Source organism: Streptomyces sp. NPDC006197 (assembly GCF_040613865.1).
Taxonomy (GTDB): Bacteria; Actinomycetota; Actinomycetes; order Streptomycetales; family Streptomycetaceae; genus Streptomyces.
Genome location: NZ_JBEXSZ010000005.1, coordinates 79,567 through 94,220, shown reverse-complemented (window position 1 = coordinate 94,220; position 14,654 = coordinate 79,567). Strand labels below are relative to the sequence as shown.

Genomic DNA, 14,654 nt, shown 5'->3' with positions numbered 1-14,654 from the left:
GGGCCCTCCCGTCGACGGACAACACGACGGGCCCGGCACCTCAGGAGGTACCGGGCCCGTCGGTCACAGGCTTACTTCAGCTTCGTGCCGGTCGAGCGCAGCGCGGCACACGCCTCGGTCACGCGGACGGCCATGCCGGCCTCGGCCAGCTTGCCCCAGGTGCGCGGGTCGTAGGTGGACTTCTTGCCGACCTCGCCGTCGACCTTCAGGACACCGTCGTAGTTGCGGAACATGTGGTCCACGACCGGGCGGGTGAAGGCGTACTGGGTGTCGGTGTCGAGGTTCATCTTCACGACGCCGTTCTCGAGGGCGGTGGCGATCTCCTCGGCCGTCGAGCCCGAGCCGCCGTGGAAGACGAAGTCGAACGGGTCGGCCTTGCCGAACTTCGCGGCGACGCCCGCCTGGAGGTCCTTGAGGAGCTCGGGGCGGAGGACGACGTTGCCCGGCTTGTAGACGCCGTGGACGTTGCCGAAGGACGCGGCGAGCAGGTAGCGGCCCTTCTCGCCCAGGCCGAGGGCCTCGGCGGTGCGGATGGCGTCGTCGACGGTGGTGTACAGCTCGTCGTTGATCTCGTGGCTGACGCCGTCCTCCTCGCCGCCGGTCGGGGTGATCTCGACCTCAAGGATGATCTTGGCGGCGGCGGCCTTCGCGAGCAGCTCCTGGCCGATGGCCAGGTTGTCGGCGAGGGTCTCGGCGGAGCCGTCCCACATGTGCGACTGGAACAGCGGGTTCAGACCCTTGGCGACGCGCTCGGCGGAGATGTCGAGCAGCGGACGGACGTAGCCGTCCAGCTTGTCCTTCGGGCAGTGGTCGGTGTGGAGGGCGACCGTGATGTCGTACTTCGCGGCGACGATGTGCGCGAACTCGGCCAGGGCGACGGCGCCGGTGACCATGTCCTTGTTGTACTGACCGCCCAGGAACTCGGCACCGCCGGTCGAGATCTGGATGATGCCGTCGCTCTCGGCCTCCGCGAAGCCGCGCAGCGCCGCGTGCAGGGTCTGGGACGAGGTCACGTTGATGGCCGGGTAGGCGAACTTGCCTGCCTTCGCCCGGTCGAGCATCTCGTTGTAGACCTCGGGGGTTGCGATGGGCATTCGTCCGCTCCTTGTGATGTGCGGGGTGTGTGCGTTGCTGTCCCTGACCTAGGGGCGACGTCATCGTCGCGGCCCATCTTTCCAGACTCTTGTGCGGGCTCCCACGGGCATGACATGCCGAGGGGCGGGGTGTTTCACGTGAAACACCCCGCCCCTCGGCAAAACACCAGGTCAGGACCGTTTTGCCAGGGGTCCAGGACCTAAGTCACGACTTCGCGGCGGTTACGCCAGGCCGAGATCCGCCAGCTGGTAGCCGGTGAGGTACGGCAGACCCGCCTCGGCGATGGCGCCGGCGGCTCCCCGGTCCACGATCGTCGCCACGGCGACGACCTCGCCGCCCGCCTCGCGGACGGCCTCGACCGCGGTCAGCGGCGAGCCGCCGGTGGTCGAGGTGTCCTCGACGACGAGGCAGCGACGGCCCTTGACGTCCGTGCCCTCGATACGGCGCTGCATGCCGTGCGCCTTCTGCGCCTTGCGCACGACGAAGGCGTCCAGGCGCCGGCCGCGCGCGGCGGAGGCGTGCAGCATCGAGGTCGCGACCGGGTCGGCGCCCAGGGTGAGCCCGCCGACGCAGTCGAAGTCCAGGTCGGCCGTGAGGTCGAGCATGACCTGGCCCACCATCGGCGCGGCCTCGCCGTCCAGCGTGATGCGACGCAGGTCGATGTAGTAGTCGGCTTCCAGACCCGAGGAGAGGGTCACCTTGCCGTGCACCACGGCCTTGTCCTTGATCTGCTGGAGCAGCTCAGCGCGTACGTCAGTCATGCTCAGCAGCTTAAGGGGCGTCTTTCGCGGCTTTCACAGCCGACGCCAGCTCCAGGTGCTCTCGACCTCCAGGGGGTCGATCGGGGTGACCAGGCGCGGATGGGTGTTGAGGCCGTTCGGCGGGCCGGACTGCGGCTCGACGCAGACCGCCTCCTCGGGCTCGTCGTAGATCACGACCCATTCGGCGCGGCTCGCGACCTTCAGCTCCAGCTCCTCCGGCCAGGTGAGGGTGACGTCGACGCCGTCGGGCATGCCGAAGCAGTCGTCCCAGGGACCGGGGAGGGGGTCGATGCGGCGGCCGGTCGGGAGGTGGTTCTCCCCGCGCTCCTCCTGCCAGGCGGGCGTGAAGTCGATCCGTACGTCCTGACCGCCCCGGCCCAGGTTGCGCAGGAACCAGGGGTGCCAGCCGGCCTGCGCCGGGAAGGAGGCGTCGTAGGTCTCGACGCCGAAGCGGAGGGTGAGGGAGTCCTCGGCCAGCTCGAAGACCTGGGTGACCCTGCCCTGGTACGGCCAGGGGTCGCCGAGCTCGCAGGTGAAGACGGCCTCGGTCGCGGAGGTCCGGGCGGTCTTCCAGGCGAGGTCGCGGACGGTGCCGTGGATGGCGTGCGGGGCGGCGTTGATCGGCAGCCGGTGCGTGGTGGCGCCGTCGCGGAAGCGGCCGTTCTCGGTCCGCCCGCACCAGGGCACCATCGGGAAGCTTCCGTACCGCTCGCCCTGGCGCAGCAGTTCGGTGCCGCCGATGCGCAGGCTCCCGATCCGGCAGCCGTGTTCGGGGTCGATGGTCAACTCGGCGTCGCCCGCCGTCAGTCGCGTCTGCATGCTCACCCTCCGAGCCTAGGGGGTGGCCGGGGGATCGGAGCCCAGCCCCGGTGGGCCCGTTTCAGCGGCGGCGGCGCAGCGCCCGGCCGACGACGACGGCCGAGGCGAGCGCGAGGGCCGCGGCCGGCGCGATCCAGCGCAGGGTGGCGCCGGCGCTCGTCGCCTCGGGGGCGGGGACGGGGGCGTACCGGCCGCGCGGCGGCGCGTGGTCGACCTCCTCGGCGGACCGCCCGATCATGGTCCGGCGGGCGTGGGCGGCCTCGGCGGCGGGCTGCGGGGAGGGGAACTCGATCGGGGTGTCGCCGAAGTCCTCGTCGAGGAGCGGGTCGAGGGAGGGGGGCGGCACCGGCGCGTCGAAGACGGGGCCCCGCCCGGGCGGCTCCTCCACCCCGTCGTCGACCCCGTCGTCGTCACTGGCCTCCTCCGAGGCCTCCTCCGGAGCCGCGTCCTGCTCCTCCGAAGCCCTTTCCGGAGCGGCGTCCCGGTCCTCCAAGGCCCCTTCCGGAGCCGCGTCCCGTTCCTTCGGCGCCCCGGAGGGCTCCTCCGCCAGCGCGGTCACCGCCTCCACGAACTTGTCGAGGAGCCTGGCGGCCGCCGTGGAGCGTGCCTCGTCCGTCGCGTCGGCGAGCCGACCTGCCGCCGTGAGGGCGCCGGTGAAGCTCAGGCTGGTCCCCTCGGCCACCGGGGTGAGGACGACGGTGAGGGACAGCTCGGCCGAGCCCTTGCCCCGCACCTCGGTGCCCTCCCCCTCGTAGGTGATGGCCCCGTCCCGCTCGACGACCTTGAGGGCGCCCCGGTAGGTGATGGTGCTGCCGCCGACCCGCACCTTCAGCCGGCCCGCGAGGGGTCCGGCCTCGTCGTCGGCGTCCCGCTGGAGACCGGGCACGCAGCGCACCACGCGGGCCGGGTCCGTGAGCGTCGCGCGCAGGGCTTCGGCCGGGACGGGAACGAACACCTCATGCTCCATGGAAGCCGAGCCTACTCAGGCGGGGGCGCGGCGTCGCCTGTTTGTCCCCGGGGGTCCTCCGTCAGGCCCCGTAGCGGGGGTGCACCAGGGTGGAGGGCGGCGGTGCGGCGCCCCGGGTCCGTTCGGCGCGGCGCGCGGCGGCCTCCAGCGTCCCGGTGCCGAGGGAGCGCAGCCGGGGCGCGCCGGGGGCGAGGCCGAGGGCGGGCGGCCGGTCGCCCCGTACGGCCAGGAGGAAGCCCCAGTCGCGCGGCCCCCGCCCCGTACGGTCGGCGCGGTCGGCGCGGTCGGGTCCGGCGGCGAAGCCGGGGGTGCGGCCGGCCGCGCTGAACGGGCTGGTCGCGAAGCCGGCGGCGCGCAGGGTGGCGTCGACGGTCCAGTAGGTGCGGGGCCGGTCGGTGGCCGATCCGGCGTGCACGGCGAACCGTCCGGTGGCGGTGAGCACCCGGGCCACCAGGCCGTAGAACTCCTCCGAGTAGAGCTTGGCGCTGGGGGTGATCCCCGGGTCGGGCAGGTCGGAGATCACCACGTCGTACCGTTCCTGCAGACGATCGGCGGCGCCCCTCAGCCAGTTGAACGCGTCCGCGTAGACCACATGGACGCGGGGGTCGCGGAAAGCCCGCGCGTTGAGCTTGGCGAGCGCCGGGTCCGTACGGGCGAGGCGGACGACCCCCGGGTCGAGCTCGACGACGGTGACGGAGCGGACCCCGGCGTAGCGCAGGGCCTCGCGGGCGGCCATCCCGTCGCCGCCGCCGACGATCAGCACGCGCGCGTGCGCGCCGTTCATCGCGGGGTGCACGAGCGCCTCGTGGTAGCGGTACTCGTCCCGGCCGGCCACCCGCAGCCGCCCGTCGAGGAACAGGTCGGGCGGCTCCTGGAGGCTCCCGGTCACCACGACCTCCTGGAGGTCGGTGTGGACGGCGACCCGCACCCGCTCCCCGTACACGGCGCGGCGCGCGGCCTGTTCGAAGTCGTCGACGAGGACGGTCGCGGTGGCGAGGACGGTCAGGACGCACAGGTTCACGGCCACGAGCAGGGCCCGGGACCGGCGGGTCAGGTCGCGGCGGAAGACCCAGAGGACGAGGCCGCCGCCCGCGACCGCGTTGACCGCGCCGGTGACGAGCGCGCCGGTGAGCTGGCCGAGCCAGGGCAGGAGCAGGAAGGGGAAGGCGAGGCCGCCGACGAGCGCGCCGACGTAGTCGGCGGCGAAGAGGTCGGCGACCGTCCCGGCCGCGTCGTCCTGCTCCCCGAGCGGGGCCTGCCGCCCGGCCCGCCCGGCGCGTTCTCCTCCCGCCCGCTGTATGAGCGACATCAGGAGCGGGATCTCGGCGCCGATGAGCACCCCGATGGCGAGCGAGAACGCCACCAGCACGTACCGCGATTCGCCCAGCCAGGCGAAGGCCGCGTACAGCACCATCGCCGAGCAGCCGCCGATCAGCGCGAGCCCGGCCTCTACCAGGCCGAAGCCGACGGCGGCGCGGCAGCGCAGCCGCTTGGCGAGGAGCGAGCCCACCCCCATCGCGAAGACCATCACGGAGAGCACGACGGAGGCCTGGGTGACCGAGTCGCCGATCAAGTAGGAGGCGAGGGCGACGAGTTCGAGCTCGTAGACCAGGCCGCAGGCGGCGCAGACGAAGACGACCGCGAGGACCGGGAACCGCACCGCCTCGCGCGGCGGCCGCACGGACCGCCGCACAGGCGGCCGGCGCACCCTCTTGGGTGGCATGGTCACGGTCGGCTCGATCATGCCCGTAACGCTACGTCACGACTGACGCACCTTTTGTCACCCACACGAGTGCACATGGGGCTCCGGGAGGGCGCATCAGAGTGTTGCGGGCATACGTGCGCCGAGACGGGTCCTGGTCACCACCAGCTGCCCCTCCTGCGGGTAGGCGTGCCAGGTGCGCCACCGCACCTGGCCCTCGTGACGCTGCGCCAGCATCGCCGTGAAGGCGTGCGGGGAGCCGGGGAAGGTCCCCGCGAGGCCGTTGGGGTGGTCGGCGACGAGCGCGAGCAGCTCCTGCGCACGGCCCGCGAAGGAGCCGTGCGTGAGCGTCTCGACGCGCGCCGCGAATTCGTACTCCCATTCGCCGACGCGCTTGGACACGCCGAGCGGAAGCGGGGTGCTGCTGCCCGGCATGCAGGCCACGGTCTCCGAGCAGTGGCGCCCCTCCTCCTCCAGGAGGACCTGATGGGAAGCGCCGAGCAGCCTCAACTGGAGCTTGGCGCCGGAGAGTTCGAGATCGAGCACGGCGAGCGCGGGCAGCGGCTCGCGCCCGAGGGCCCAGGCCAGGTCTGCCGCGCGCGTATCGGTGTAGGAGGTCTTCAGGGTGGTGAGCATGGGTCGGCTCCGCAAACACGGTTTGACGGGTGGGCCGGGGGCGCCCCGGAGAAGGGTTCTACGGGAGTGGGGAATCGCCGGCTCGGGTCCACACACGGTCCGAGGGCTGTCTCTGTCAGGAGCGAGAGAACCATGTGCGTCGGGCGACTCGCAGCGTTTTTACCCAACTTGCTGTGTTTTCCAACCCCTTCGGGGACCCAGCAGTTCACTTGTTCAATCAGCTGCCGCCGCAGCCTCCACCACCGCAACCGGACCCGCACGAGCTGCCGGAACCACAGGAGCTGCTCCCGCCGCAGCCGCCACCGCCACCGCCGTCGGCCCAGCTGCTGCCGCCCCTGCGCCGGCCGCCCCTGTGCCCGCCACGCCGCTGCTTTCCGCCGGCCGCCGCCCGGACGGCGACGACCGCCCCGAGCACGACCATCGCGATGACGACGAAGAGGATGAATCCCATCTGTACTACCCCCGTTCTTCTGTGCGAGGGGGATGCCCGTTCCGACACCCCGTCAAAGCCGACTTGAGCGAGTCCAGAGCTTCAGCTGCACGAGGAACTGGAGCAGGAGGACGACGAGCAGGAGGAACTCGAACACGAGGAGCTGGAGCACGAGGAGGAGGAGCAGGAGGACGACGAGGAGGAGGAGCACGAGGAGGAGGAAGAGGACGAGGAGGACGAGGTCGAGGACCCGGCCCACCAGCTGTCCCCGCCGCCACGGCCCGTGCGCGTCGTCCCGCCCGTCCCCCTCGCGACGGTCCACACCACGAACGCGATCACGGCCGCGATCCCGAGGATGAAGAATGCGATGTCCATGCCAGGGCGATCCCCGTCCCGGACGCCCCCCAAAGCGCACTTGAGCAAGTCCAGAGCTTGGCCCCAGGATGGCGGTCATGACACGACCGCTGCTCAATCGCCGCCTCGCCGAGTTCGGGACGACGATCTTCGCCGAGATGTCCGCGCTCGCCGCCAGGACCGGGTCGATCAACCTCGGTCAGGGCTTCCCCGACACCGACGGCCCGGAGGAGATCCGGGAGGCGGCGGTCCGCGCGCTGCGGGACGGCCGCGGCAACCAGTACCCGCCCGGCCCCGGCGTCCCCGAGCTGCGGTCGGCGATCGCCGACCACCAGCGGGAGCGGTACGGCCTCGCGTACGACCCTGACGCCGAGGTCCTCGTCACGGCGGGCGCCACCGAGGCGATCGCGGCGGCCCTGCTCGCCCTGGTCGAGCCGGGCGACGAGGTGATCGCCCTGGAGCCGTACTACGACTCGTACGCGGCCTGCATCGCGATGGCCGGCGGCACCAGGGTTCCCGTCACCCTCCGCCCCCACGAGGGCGACCGCGACGGAGCCACTGGTCGGCGCTTCGTCCTCGACCTCGACGAGCTGCGGGCCGCCGTCACCGACCGGACCCGGCTGATCCTGCTCAACACCCCGCACAACCCCACCGGCACGGTCCTCACCCGGGCCGAACTGACCGCCGTCGCCGAGCTGGCGGTCGAGCGGGACCTGCTGGTCGTCACGGACGAGGTGTACGAGCACCTGGTCTTCGACGGGGCCGAGCACCTGCCGATCGCGAGCCTGCCCGGCATGCGGGGGCGCACGGTCACCATCGGTTCGAGCGGCAAGACGTTCTCGTTCACGGGCTGGAAGGTCGGCTGGATCACCGCGAGCCCCGAACTGACCTCCGCCGTCCGCTCGGCCAAGCAGTTCCTCACGTACGTCTCCTCGGGCCCCTTCCAGTACGCGATCGCCGAGGCCCTCCGGCTCCCCGCCGCCTACTTCGACGGCCTGCGCGCCGATCTGCGCGCCAAGCGGGACCTGCTGAGTGAAGGGCTCGTGCAGGCGGGCTTCGAGGTCTACCGCCCGGCCGGCACCTACTTCGTCACCACCGACGTCCGCCCCCTCGGCGCCACCGACGGCTTCGCCTTCTGCCGCTCCCTCCCGGAGCGCGCGGGCGTCGTCGCCATCCCCAACGCGGTCTTCTACGACCACCGCGAGGAGGGCGCCCCCTTCGTCCGCTTCGCCTTCTGCAAGAAGACCGAGGTCCTGGAGGAGGCCGTCTCCCGCCTCAAGCGCCTCGCCTGAGGCGCCCCGGGACGCACGGGAGCCCGGCCCCCCTGAAGGGGCCGGGCTCCCGTGGCCGTGCGGCGGGGAGGCTCAGGCCTCCTCGTCGCCCTCGGCCTTGGCCTCCGGGGACTCCAGGCCGAACTGCTCGACGATCCACTTGTCGAACTCGATCGACGCGCGGACCCAGCTCACCGTGGAGGACACGAAGTGCTCCAGGGCGACGCCGGTGCCGATCAGCATCTGGGCCTCGCCGATGAGGCGGAGGGTGGCGGAGCCGTCCTCCTCCTCGTGCAGGTGGGTGTAGACCTTGGGCCACAGGGTGCGGCGGTTCCAGTCGTCGATCGCGTCGAGGATCTTCGCGCGGTCGTCGGCCGAGTGCGGGCGGTCGTAGAACGTCCGCACCGAGAAGACCTGCTGCTCGCCCTCGCCGCGGAACATGAAGTACGTGCGGAACTCCTCCCACGGCGCCGCGAGGTCACCCTCGTCGTCGACGACGTACTTGAGTTCCATCTGCTCGAGGAGCTGCTTGACGAGGTCCTGGTCGGGGACGACGGGGCCCGCCGGTCCTGCTGCCTGAGGCTGGGGCTGGCCCCCGAAATTCGGAATCGAGGACGGGTCGATGCTCACCGTGTATTTCCCTTCGTACGGATGCTCGCCATCCTCCCCCATGCCGGGCGGTACGTGGCAAGCCCCGCCGGTCCGGAAGAGGCAAGATCCGCTGCCGGCTGACATGATCTCGTGCCCATGGGGGACACGAAGAAGAAATCCCGGTGGTGGATCTGGCTCCTCGCGGGGCTCGTGGTGCTCTGCGGGCTGCCCGTCACGTTCCTGGCCTGGGGCGCCTACTCCCTCAGCGAGAGCAGCAGGACGCAGCCGGTGGACTGCGCCGAGGCGATGGAGTTCGCCCGCGGCAGGCTTCCGGCGGACGCCGAGGACGCCCGCTGCACCGGGACGCACTGGCAGGACTCGTACATCACGGTGGACTTCCGCATGCCGCGCGCCGGGGTCGCCGACTGGCTGAAAACCACCTATCCGGGTGGCGAACAGCTGCCTCCGTGCGACGCGGACCTGTGCCTGGAGGAGGACTACGACCAGGTGCTCTACGTCAGGGTGAAGGTGGTGTACGAGGACGGCGGCACCGCCCTCGTCCACCTCAGCTCCTTCGACCTGTAGCCCCGGTCCGAAGACGGGCCCCGGCCCCGCCGGGGACGGCTACTGCGCCGCCCCGACGATCAGGCCGTCCTCGAAGCGGTCCACCCGGACCGTGTCGCCGTCCACGACCTCGCCCGCCAGGATCTCCTTGGCGAGCCGGTCGCCGATCGCCGTCTGGATCAGGCGGCGCAGCGGCCGCGCGCCGTACGCGGGGTCGTTGCCCTCCTCGGCGAGCCACTCCAGGGCCTCCGGGGTGACCTCCAGGGCGAGGCGCCGGTCGGCGAGGCGCCTGGCGAGCCGGTCGATCTGGAGCTGCGCGATCCGCCCCAGCTCGGCCCGGTCGAGCGCGGAGAAGACGACCAGGTCGTCCAGCCGGTTGAGGAACTCGGGCTTGAAGCTCGCCCGCACGACCTCCAGGACCTGCTCCTTCTTCACGTCCTCGCTGGTCAGGGGCTCCACCAGGTACTGGCTGCCCAGGTTCGAGGTCAGGATCAGGATGGTGTTGCGGAAGTCCACCGTCCGGCCCTGCCCGTCGGTCAGGCGTCCGTCGTCCAGGACCTGGAGCAGGACGTCGAAGACCTCCGGGTGCGCCTTCTCCACCTCGTCGAGCAGGACCACGCTGTACGGGCGGCGGCGGACCGCCTCCGTGAGCTGGCCGCCCTCCTCGTAACCGACGTAGCCGGGGGGCGCGCCGACCAGACGGGCGACGGAGTGCTTCTCGCCGTACTCCGACATGTCGATGCGGACCATGGCCCGCTCGTCGTCGAAGAGGAAGTCGGCGAGCGCCTTCGCCAGCTCGGTCTTGCCGACGCCGGTCGGGCCGAGGAAGAGGAAGGAGCCGGTGGGCCGGTCGGGGTCGGCGATCCCGGCGCGGGTGCGGCGCACCGCGTCGGAGACGGCCTGGACGGCCTCGGACTGGCCGATCAGCCGCCTGCCGATCTCCTCCTCCATGCGGAGCAGCTTCTGCGTCTCGCCCTCCAGGAGGCGGCCGGCGGGGATGCCGGTCCAGGAGCCGACCACGTCCGCGATGTCGTCGGGGCCGACCTCGTCCTTGACCATGGTGTCCTTGGCCGCCTCCTGCTGGGCCTCCGCCTCGGTGGCGGCCTCCAGCTCACGCTCCAGGCCCGGGATCTCCCCGTACAGCAGCTTGGAGGCGGTGTCGAAGTCGCCGTCGCGCTGGGCGCGCTCGGCGCGGCCGCGGGTCTCGTCGAGGCGCTCCTTCAGCTCGCCGACCCGGTTGAGGGACTGCTTCTCCTTCTCCCAGCGGGCGGTGAGGCCGCGCAGCTCCTCCTCGCGGTCGGCGAGGTCGCGCCGCAGCTTCTCCAGGCGCTGCTTGCTCGCCGCGTCCGTCTCGTTCTTCAGGGCCAGCTCCTCCATGCGGAGCCGGTCCACGGAGCGCTGGAGCTCGTCGATCTCGACGGGCGAGGAGTCGATCTCCATGCGGAGCCGGGAGGCGGCCTCGTCGACGAGGTCGATGGCCTTGTCGGGGAGGAAGCGGGAGGTGATGTACCGGTCGGAGAGGGTCGCGGCGGCCACCAGGGCGGAGTCGTTGATCTGCACCTTGTGGTGGGCCTCGTACCGGCCCTTGAGGCCGCGGAGGATCGCGATGGTGTCCTCGACGGTCGGCTCGGCGACCAGGACCTGCTGGAAGCGGCGCTCCAGGGCGGGGTCCTTCTCGATCCGCTCGCGGTACTCGTCGAGGGTGGTCGCGCCGACCATGCGGAGCTCGCCGCGGGCCAGCATCGGCTTGAGCATGTTGCCGGCGTCCATGGCGGAGTCGCCGCCGGCGCCCGCGCCGACGACCGTGTGCAGCTCGTCGATGAAGGTGATGATCTGGCCGTCGCTCTCCTTGATCTCGGAGAGGACGGTCTTCAGGCGCTCCTCGAACTCGCCGCGGTACTTCGCGCCGGCGACCATCGCGCCGAGGTCGAGCGCGACGAGCCGCTTGTTCTTCAGGGACTCGGGGACGTCGCCCTTCACGATCCGCTGGGCGAGGCCCTCGACAACGGCGGTCTTGCCGACGCCGGGCTCGCCGATGAGGACGGGGTTGTTCTTGGTGCGGCGGGACAGCACCTGGACCACGCGCCGGATCTCGTGGTCGCGGCCGATGACCGGGTCCAGCTTGCCCTCGCGTGCGGCGGCGGTGAAGTCCGTGCCGAACTTCTCCAGCGCCTTGTACTGCCCCTCCGGGTCGGCTGTGGTCACCCGGCGTCCTCCCCTGCTCTTCTCGAAGGCGTCGAGCAGCGTCGATGCGCTCGCGCCCTGCCGGTCGAGGATCTCACCGGCCCGGCCGCCCTTGGCGGCGATCCCGATGAGCAGGTGCTCGGTCGAGAGGAAGTCGTCGCCGAGCTCCTTGGCGCGCTTGTCGGCGTCCGCGAGGACGGCGAGGAAGTCGCGGTTGGGCTGCGGGGGCGCGACCGTGGACCCCGTGACGCTCGGCAGACCGGCGAGGAGCCGCTCCGCGTCTCCGCGGACGACCGCCTGGTCGGCCCCGGCGGCGGCGAGCAGGTCGGTGATGTTCTCGTTGTCCTGACCGGTCAGCAGCGCGAGCAGCAGATGGGCCGGGGTCAGGTCGGCGTGTCCGTCGGACACGGCGCGGCTGCTCGCCGCGTTGATCGCGTCCCGGCTCCTGTGGGTCAGTTCGGCGTCCACGTGCGGTGCTCCTTCTGGGGTCTCGTGGGTCCTCTCCTTCTATGACCTCTCCAGAGTACACAAAGTTGAGTCGAGTCCGCTCAAGGTGTCGGAGGGAGCTCTCCCGCGGGTAGTTTCCGGGCATGGCCACAGACCCCAGGAACCCCTCCGACTCGTACCTGAGCTTCTGGCGCGAGTACCACATGTGCACCCTGACCACCCCGCGCCCGGACGGCACGCCGCACGTCGTCGCGGTCGGCGTCACGTACGACCCCGAGGGCGGGTACGCGCGCGTGATCACCAACAAGAACAGCCGGAAGGTCGCCAACGTCCTGGCGGCGGGCGCGGACGGCGCGCGGGTCGCGGTCTGCCAGGTCGACAAGGGGCGCTGGGCCACCCTGGAGGGCGTCGCCCGCATCCGCACGGAGGAGGAGGCCGTCGCGGACGCCGTCGCCCGCTACGCCGAGCGCTACGGCCGCACGCCGACCCCGAACCCGGACCGGGTCGTCATCGAGATCGCCCTCACCCGGGCGATGGGCCGCGCGTAACGCCGGCGGGTACGGAAAAGCACAGCGGCGCCATCGCGTTTCAGGTCCGCGATGGCGCCGCTGTGTGGGGGAAGTGCCGGAGCGATCTACAACGACGGGGGAATCGCTCAGGCACTGCGGGGGGTGGCGGTGATGGCCTCCGGTTCGATCAGCTGGTGGTCCCGCTGATCGAGGTTGACGAAGATCATGCCGTACCGGATGGCACAGCGGATGGGCTGCGGAGCGCCGCGGGGACGGCGCAGACAGCGGTACGCGCGGACGTCTTCGTCCTGCTCACGGGCGACGACGATCGGCTCTCCGAAGAGGGTGACCTTCAGCGAGTCGCCACGGTGGGGGATTGCCGTGGCGAGATCGACGAAGTGCCAGCCGGAGCGATAGGCCGAGGCCATCTCCCGGCGGAACCTGGGGTCATCGGGAACATTCATGTGCCCGACTAGCTCCAGCCGGGGTCCTGCTGGGGGGCCACGCTCCAGCCCGGGTCATCGACGAGCGTGGACCCGGTCAGGTGCCAACCCGGGTCGAGCTGAGCGGCCTGCACCTGCGCCGGCTCCGAGTGCCAGCCCGGGTCGAGGGCCACTCCCGCGCCCACTGTGGCGGCCGCGATGAAGGCGATTCCGGCCGCCGCGCGTATGAGCTTCTTCATCATCACCGAGCAACCTCACTTGAAGGCAACGTCTACTTCCAACCCCCGCGAGTAAGACGATGGCTCACTCTCTGCGCCTGCACCACCAAACCCAGGCATCATGTTCCTGAGATGCAGGAGCCTGGGGGTGTACATATGCGGAAACAAGCGGACGAAACAGGTCACCCTCATTCGCACGCCGAACTGTGCGAAGCGGGCTCCGAGCTGTACGCGGCCGCTCTGCGCACCGGACGAATACCCCGGTCAGAGGCGATCGAGGCACCCTGCCTCCTCGACCTGTCCCTGCTGCACCCCGACCCCGACGACGCGCAGTGGCTGCGTCCGGTTCCCCCCTCCGCGGCGCTCGCCCAGCTGCTCCAGCCGATCGAACGGGAGATACTCGACCGCCGGCGGCGCACCGTCGCCCTGTCGGACGCCTTCGAGCCGTTCATGGCGATCAGCGCCCACGACTCCCCCACCACCCACGCCATCACCGTCCTCGAGGGCATCGACCGCATCAACTCGACCCTCGACCGCGTCGTGGCCAACTGCCGCCGGGAACTCCTCACCGTCCAGCCGGGCGGCGGACGACCCGCCCAGGCCCTCAGCGAGGCCCTCGACCGCGTCTCCCCGCTCCTGGGACGCGGCATCAGCATGCGCACGCTCTACCAGCACACCGCGCGCCACACCGAGCTCACGCTGACCTATCTGGAGCACGTCGGCCCCGAGGTCCAGGTCCGCACCCTCGAAGAGATCATCGACCGGCTGATCATCGTCGACCGCGAGGTCGCCTTCATCCCGGCCCGCAGCGACCGCCAGGTCGCCCTGGAGCTGCGCCACCCCGGCCTGGTCGCCTACCTCGGCGGCGTCTTCGACCAGTTCTGGCAGCTGGCGGTGCCGATCCGGGAGGAGATCCCGTACGACATCAAGACCGACGGCATCGGCGGCGTCCAGCGCTCCATCGCCCGGCTCCTCGTCGAGGGGCACGTCGACGAGGCCATCGCCCGCCGGCTCGGGATGAACGTGCGGACCTGCCGGGCGCACATCGCCAAGCTCGCCGCCGCCCTGGGCAGCGGCAGCCGCGCGCAGCTCGGCTACCTGATCGCCCAGTCCGGCATCCTCGAACGGGCCCACTGACCGCCCCGGTCCCCTCGGACACGGCAGAGGCCCCCTCCACCCGCGTGGAGGGGGCCTCTGCCGTGACAGGGGAAGTGCTACTCGCCGCGCTGCTTGGGACGCCACACCACGAGGGCGCTCGCCTGCTGCACGTCGGTGTACGGGACCAGGTCCCGGCGGTACGAGGCGTGCACCTGGGCCTCGCGCTGGCGCAGCGTCGCCGCCGCGCCCTCGACCGCCGCCGACAGCTCGGACACCCGGGCCTGGAGCGCCGCGACCTGGTTCTCCAGTTCGATGATCCGCTTGATTCCGGCCAGGTTGATGCCCTCGTCCTGCGACAGCTGCTGCACCTGACGGAGCAGCTCGATGTCACGGGCCGAGTAGCGGCGGCCCCGCCCGGCCGTGCGGTCCGGCGAGACCAGGCCGAGGCGGTCGTACTGCCGCAGGGTCTGCGGGTGCAGCCCGGAGAGCTGGGCCGCCACCGAGATGACGTACACCGGCGACTCGTCGGTCAGTTCAAACGGATTGCGTCGGCGCCCTTCCACCG

17 protein-coding genes are annotated in these 14,654 nt (G+C 71.5%); 4 read left to right on the top strand and 13 right to left on the bottom strand.

All coding sequences use genetic code 11. The features are described 5' to 3' along the window. Window positions 1-71: 71 nt before the first annotated feature. The 8 genes from fbaA to ABZ318_RS02735 form a co-directional block, all read right to left on the bottom strand. Window positions 72-1,094, bottom strand: coding sequence for a class II fructose-bisphosphate aldolase (gene fbaA, locus ABZ318_RS02770; protein WP_356900689.1), 1,023 nt, complete (start codon window positions 1,092-1,094; stop codon window positions 72-74). A 222-nt stretch (window positions 1,095-1,316) separates the two neighbouring features. Further along, entirely contained in the window at window positions 1,317-1,856 is a 540-nt protein-coding gene (gene pyrE / locus ABZ318_RS02765; RefSeq protein WP_356900688.1) for an orotate phosphoribosyltransferase, read from the bottom strand. Window positions 1,857-1,889: 33 nt separating this feature from the next. Further along, window positions 1,890-2,675 (bottom strand): aldose 1-epimerase, encoded by a 786-nt coding sequence (locus tag ABZ318_RS02760; RefSeq protein WP_356900712.1) that lies wholly within the window; start codon window positions 2,673-2,675, stop codon window positions 1,890-1,892. 61 nt (window positions 2,676-2,736) lie between these two features. Then, window positions 2,737-3,642, bottom strand: coding sequence for an SRPBCC family protein (locus ABZ318_RS02755; RefSeq protein WP_356900687.1), 906 nt, complete (start codon window positions 3,640-3,642; stop codon window positions 2,737-2,739). Window positions 3,643-3,703: 61 nt separating this feature from the next. Then, complete coding sequence (locus tag ABZ318_RS02750) at window positions 3,704-5,386, bottom strand: polyamine aminopropyltransferase (RefSeq protein WP_356900686.1); 1,683 nt, start codon at window positions 5,384-5,386, stop codon at window positions 3,704-3,706. A gap of 75 nt (window positions 5,387-5,461) precedes the next feature. Next, the gene (locus ABZ318_RS02745; protein WP_356900685.1) at window positions 5,462-5,980 is read right to left on the bottom strand and encodes a DUF2617 family protein; all 519 of its coding nucleotides are present in this window, start codon (window positions 5,978-5,980) and stop codon (window positions 5,462-5,464) included. Window positions 5,981-6,197: 217 nt separating this feature from the next. Beyond that, window positions 6,198-6,431 (bottom strand): hypothetical protein, encoded by a 234-nt coding sequence (locus ABZ318_RS02740; protein WP_356900684.1) that lies wholly within the window; start codon window positions 6,429-6,431, stop codon window positions 6,198-6,200. A 52-nt stretch (window positions 6,432-6,483) separates the two neighbouring features. Beyond that, window positions 6,484-6,732 carry a hypothetical protein gene (locus tag ABZ318_RS02735; protein ID WP_356900683.1) on the bottom strand — a complete coding sequence of 83 codons (249 nt, stop codon included), beginning with the start codon at window positions 6,730-6,732 and terminating at the stop codon, window positions 6,484-6,486. A 121-nt stretch (window positions 6,733-6,853) separates the two neighbouring features. Here ABZ318_RS02735 and ABZ318_RS02730 point away from each other — a divergent pair, with 121 nt between their 5' ends. After that, on the top strand, window positions 6,854-8,056 hold the full coding sequence (locus ABZ318_RS02730) for a pyridoxal phosphate-dependent aminotransferase (protein ID WP_356900682.1): 1,203 nt from the start codon (window positions 6,854-6,856) through the stop codon (window positions 8,054-8,056). 72 nt (window positions 8,057-8,128) lie between these two features. On the opposite strand, the gene ABZ318_RS02725 is transcribed toward ABZ318_RS02730, so the two are convergent. Beyond that, window positions 8,129-8,665 (bottom strand): YbjN domain-containing protein, encoded by a 537-nt coding sequence (locus tag ABZ318_RS02725; protein WP_030690804.1) that lies wholly within the window; start codon window positions 8,663-8,665, stop codon window positions 8,129-8,131. A gap of 117 nt (window positions 8,666-8,782) precedes the next feature. Between ABZ318_RS02725 and ABZ318_RS02720 the strand changes: the two genes are divergently transcribed. After that, window positions 8,783-9,211: a hypothetical protein gene (locus tag ABZ318_RS02720; protein ID WP_356900681.1), complete on the top strand. Its 429-nt coding sequence runs from the start codon at window positions 8,783-8,785 to the stop codon at window positions 9,209-9,211. 39 nt (window positions 9,212-9,250) lie between these two features. On the opposite strand, the gene clpB is transcribed toward ABZ318_RS02720, so the two are convergent. Further along, on the bottom strand, window positions 9,251-11,842 hold the full coding sequence (clpB, locus tag ABZ318_RS02715) for an ATP-dependent chaperone ClpB (RefSeq protein WP_356900679.1): 2,592 nt from the start codon (window positions 11,840-11,842) through the stop codon (window positions 9,251-9,253). Window positions 11,843-11,964: 122 nt separating this feature from the next. Between clpB and ABZ318_RS02710 the strand changes: the two genes are divergently transcribed. Beyond that, a complete protein-coding gene (locus ABZ318_RS02710; RefSeq protein ID WP_030690801.1) occupies window positions 11,965-12,369 on the top strand; it encodes a TIGR03618 family F420-dependent PPOX class oxidoreductase in 405 nt (134 codons plus the stop codon). 107 nt (window positions 12,370-12,476) lie between these two features. On the opposite strand, the gene ABZ318_RS02705 is transcribed toward ABZ318_RS02710, so the two are convergent. Beyond that, window positions 12,477-12,794, bottom strand: a complete 318-nt coding sequence (locus ABZ318_RS02705; protein ID WP_041129982.1) for a (2Fe-2S)-binding protein — start codon at window positions 12,792-12,794, stop codon at window positions 12,477-12,479. An 8-nt stretch (window positions 12,795-12,802) separates the two neighbouring features. Next, window positions 12,803-13,015, bottom strand: coding sequence for a hypothetical protein (locus tag ABZ318_RS02700; protein WP_356900678.1), 213 nt, complete (start codon window positions 13,013-13,015; stop codon window positions 12,803-12,805). 132 nt (window positions 13,016-13,147) lie between these two features. Between ABZ318_RS02700 and ABZ318_RS02695 the strand changes: the two genes are divergently transcribed. Next, on the top strand, window positions 13,148-14,128 hold the full coding sequence (locus ABZ318_RS02695; RefSeq protein ID WP_356900677.1) for a helix-turn-helix transcriptional regulator: 981 nt from the start codon (window positions 13,148-13,150) through the stop codon (window positions 14,126-14,128). A gap of 77 nt (window positions 14,129-14,205) precedes the next feature. On the opposite strand, the gene ABZ318_RS02690 is transcribed toward ABZ318_RS02695, so the two are convergent. Then, window positions 14,206-14,652, bottom strand: a complete 447-nt coding sequence (locus ABZ318_RS02690; protein WP_356900676.1) for a helix-turn-helix domain-containing protein — start codon at window positions 14,650-14,652, stop codon at window positions 14,206-14,208. Between the last annotated feature and the right edge of the window lie 2 nt (window positions 14,653-14,654).

Bases quoted from the DNA above. Each gene is read 5' to 3' on its own strand.
- ABZ318_RS02755 (WP_356900687.1), bottom strand. From the start codon at position 3,642: ATGGAGCATGAGGTGTTCGTTCCCGTCCCGGCCGAAGCCCTGCGCGCG.
- ABZ318_RS02695 (WP_356900677.1), top strand. From the start codon at position 13,148: ATGCGGAAACAAGCGGACGAAACAGGTCACCCTCATTCGCACGCCGAA.
- ABZ318_RS02720 (WP_356900681.1), top strand. From the start codon at position 8,783: ATGGGGGACACGAAGAAGAAATCCCGGTGGTGGATCTGGCTCCTCGCG.
- fbaA (WP_356900689.1), bottom strand. From the start codon at position 1,094: ATGCCCATCGCAACCCCCGAGGTCTACAACGAGATGCTCGACCGGGCG.
- ABZ318_RS02750 (WP_356900686.1), bottom strand. From the start codon at position 5,386: ATGATCGAGCCGACCGTGACCATGCCACCCAAGAGGGTGCGCCGGCCG.
- ABZ318_RS02705 (WP_041129982.1), bottom strand. From the start codon at position 12,794: ATGAATGTTCCCGATGACCCCAGGTTCCGCCGGGAGATGGCCTCGGCC.
- ABZ318_RS02740 (WP_356900684.1), bottom strand. From the start codon at position 6,431: ATGGGATTCATCCTCTTCGTCGTCATCGCGATGGTCGTGCTCGGGGCG.
- pyrE (WP_356900688.1), bottom strand. From the start codon at position 1,856: ATGACTGACGTACGCGCTGAGCTGCTCCAGCAGATCAAGGACAAGGCC.
- ABZ318_RS02730 (WP_356900682.1), top strand. From the start codon at position 6,854: ATGGCGGTCATGACACGACCGCTGCTCAATCGCCGCCTCGCCGAGTTC.
- ABZ318_RS02710 (WP_030690801.1), top strand. From the start codon at position 11,965: ATGGCCACAGACCCCAGGAACCCCTCCGACTCGTACCTGAGCTTCTGG.
- ABZ318_RS02700 (WP_356900678.1), bottom strand. From the start codon at position 13,015: ATGATGAAGAAGCTCATACGCGCGGCGGCCGGAATCGCCTTCATCGCG.
- ABZ318_RS02760 (WP_356900712.1), bottom strand. From the start codon at position 2,675: ATGCAGACGCGACTGACGGCGGGCGACGCCGAGTTGACCATCGACCCC.
- ABZ318_RS02745 (WP_356900685.1), bottom strand. From the start codon at position 5,980: ATGCTCACCACCCTGAAGACCTCCTACACCGATACGCGCGCGGCAGAC.